4 protein-coding genes are annotated in these 2,587 nt (G+C 34.5%); all 4 read left to right on the forward strand.

The genetic code is table 11. The features are described from left to right. Positions 1-1,116 (forward strand): DUF5915 domain-containing protein (locus A9Q93_RS06365; RefSeq protein WP_303686545.1); only part of this gene is annotated, 1,116 nt, incomplete at its 5' end. Positions 1,117-1,119: 3 nt separating this feature from the next. After that, complete coding sequence (locus tag A9Q93_RS06370; protein WP_303686546.1) at positions 1,120-1,509, forward strand: TraR/DksA C4-type zinc finger protein; 390 nt, start codon at positions 1,120-1,122, stop codon at positions 1,507-1,509. Positions 1,510-1,549: 40 nt separating this feature from the next. Continuing rightward, complete coding sequence (locus tag A9Q93_RS06375; RefSeq protein WP_303686547.1) at positions 1,550-2,227, forward strand: hypothetical protein; 678 nt, start codon at positions 1,550-1,552, stop codon at positions 2,225-2,227. A 27-nt stretch (positions 2,228-2,254) separates the two neighbouring features. After that, positions 2,255-2,587 (forward strand): signal peptidase II (locus A9Q93_RS06380; RefSeq protein ID WP_303686548.1); only part of this gene is annotated, 333 nt, incomplete at its 3' end.

Raw genomic sequence — 2,587 nt, forward strand, 5'->3', positions numbered from 1 at the left:
GAAAGACCAGAAATAGACCGCTGGATTCTATCAGAGTTAAACACTTTGATCAAGGAAGCAACGGCATTCTATGAAGATTATGAGCCTACTAAAGCAGCTCGTGCGATCACCACATTTGTCACTGAGAACTTAAGTAACTGGTACGTGAGATTGTGTAGAAGACGTTTCTGGAAAGGAAGCTATGAGCAAGATAAAATTGCTGCCTACCAGACTTTATACACTTGTTTGAAAACAGTGGCACAATTAGGAGCACCTATCGCGCCGTTCTTTATGGATCAACTGTATAGAGATTTGACAAGCGTTTGTGAAAATGATGCTAGTGAAAGTGTACACTTAGCCTTATTCCCTCAAGTAGATGAGTCTGTAATCGATGCTGCTCTAGAAGAAAAAATGCATAAAGCACAAGTGATATCTAGCCTGACTTTATCGTTGCGTAAAAAAGAGAGCATTAAAGTGCGCCAGCCCTTACAGCGTATTATGATACCTGTTCTAGACACTAAAGATAGAGCTCAAATAGAAGCCATCGCAGATCTTGTAAAAAGTGAAGTGAATGTGAAAGAAATAGAACTTATTGACGACGCAAGTGGTATTCTAGTAAAAGAAATCAAACCTAATTTTAAAGCGTTGGGGCCGCGTTTTGGTAAAGCTATGGGACAAATAGCTGGCAAGATTAAAAGTTTTCAACAAGAGGACATCGCTTTGTTAGAAAAAACTGGAGAGAAAAAGATAAATGTAAACGGAAATGAGATTATCTTGACCCTTGAAGATGTAGAGATTACATCATCAGACATAGAAGGATGGTTAGTAGCAAATCAGTCTGGGATTACTGTAGCACTCGACGTAACTATATCGCCAGAGCTTAAAAAGGAAGGGATATCACGTGAACTTGTGAATCGTATTCAAAACATAAGAAAAGACTCAGGACTCGAGGTAACAGATCGTATTAACATAGAGGTCATCTCTCATAATGAAATGGATGATGCTCTTCATGCAAACGAACAATATATCAAAGATGAAACGCTTGCAGACCGCTTAATCATAACACAACATATTGATAACGGTACAATTATTGAATTTGACGATATTGCGACCACAATCAAGGTTACTAAAATATAAAACATGGACTTAAATACAGATGAAAAATTGAGGTACAGCGATGCTGATCTTGCTTACTTCAAAGATTTATTGAACAAAAAAATTGCCGAGGCTAAAGAACAATACGATTTAATCAAAAGTGCTTACATGAATAATGCAAGTAATGGAACTGAAGATACTGCTCCACAATTCAAAGCTTTTGATGAAGGTAGTGCGGTAATGAGTAAGGAAACCAGTTCACAACTAGCTATACGTCAAGAAAAGTTCATACGAGATCTTAAAAACGCTTTAATAAGAATTGAGAATAAATCTTATGGCGTTTGTAGAGTTACAGGTAAACTCATCAACAAAAAAAGATTAGAGTTAGTACCTCATGCGACACTTAGTATAGAGGCTAAAAACATGCAGTCTTAACTCTGACTGACTGGGTTTATCAAACGATCAATACCTTTGTATGATGATTCAACTTCAAGCTTGTTTTAACATACAAAGGTTTTTTTGTGTTATTATTTTATGTTGTACCGCTTTCGCGAAAGCGGATGCTCAAACAGCCACTTCCATTAAAAATGAGACGCAATTCTCAGAAAGTGAGTTCACAATAGTAGATATAGATATTTATCAATATTTAAATTTAATTATCAAAACCACAAATGAGGATCGTGTTCAAATAACAACTAGTCAAAATGGCGAGTATAAAAATGCCGTTATTTTATCTGGACGTGTACGCAATGATTCTCTATTGATAAGAGACCCTATAAATCCATCCTTTTCTTTTCCAGAGGACAAATTGAGTGCGCATAAAATTATCGATGGAACAGCCATCTTAATTTTACCTAGAGATAAAAGACTAGTAATTAACACAAATGCTGCAGACATTTCTATTACTGGCGATTATAAGAATATCTATGTTAATCAACTCTCTGGAACTTGCAAAATCAATAAGGTAGAAGGTAATATGCACTACATTTCTGTATATGCAGATGTTTTTGTAGAATTAAAAAATTACGATATCATCTGCCGTTCTAAAACTGGTAAAATATCGCCTTTTGAAAAAGATAAATTAATTAAGTATTTTGCTACATTAGAAACTGTTTCTGGTAACATTACCAATTCAAATAAGACTAAGAAGTAGTATTTTTACACTTTTCAAAAATAATTAATGAAATTATCTAAGGCTATCTTCATAATTCTTCTTGTCTTAATCATAGACCAGGCTAGCAAGATTTACATTAAACTTAATTACACATTAACTCCGAGTAATAGCGATCCTATTGTAGATTGGGGTAAATTTCAATTACTTTTTTATGAAAACGCAGGAGCTGCCTGGGGAATGGAAATACCTGGTGATTATGGTAAGTTAATTCTAGTAATTTTTAGAATTTTTGCAATCTTTGGAATAGGTTACTGGCTGGTAAGTAGTATTAAAAAGAACGGTCATAAAATATTGATTCTTTGTATAGCTTTAATATTTGCTGGTGCTTTGGGTAATATT

This window comes from Nonlabens dokdonensis, assembly GCF_002162835.1.
GTDB classification, from domain to species: Bacteria; Bacteroidota; Bacteroidia; order Flavobacteriales; family Flavobacteriaceae; genus Nonlabens; species Nonlabens dokdonensis_B.

Bases quoted from the DNA above. Each gene is read 5' to 3' on its own strand.
- A9Q93_RS06375 (WP_303686547.1), top strand. From the start codon at position 1,550: ATGATGATTCAACTTCAAGCTTGTTTTAACATACAAAGGTTTTTTTGT.
- A9Q93_RS06370 (WP_303686546.1), top strand. From the start codon at position 1,120: ATGGACTTAAATACAGATGAAAAATTGAGGTACAGCGATGCTGATCTT.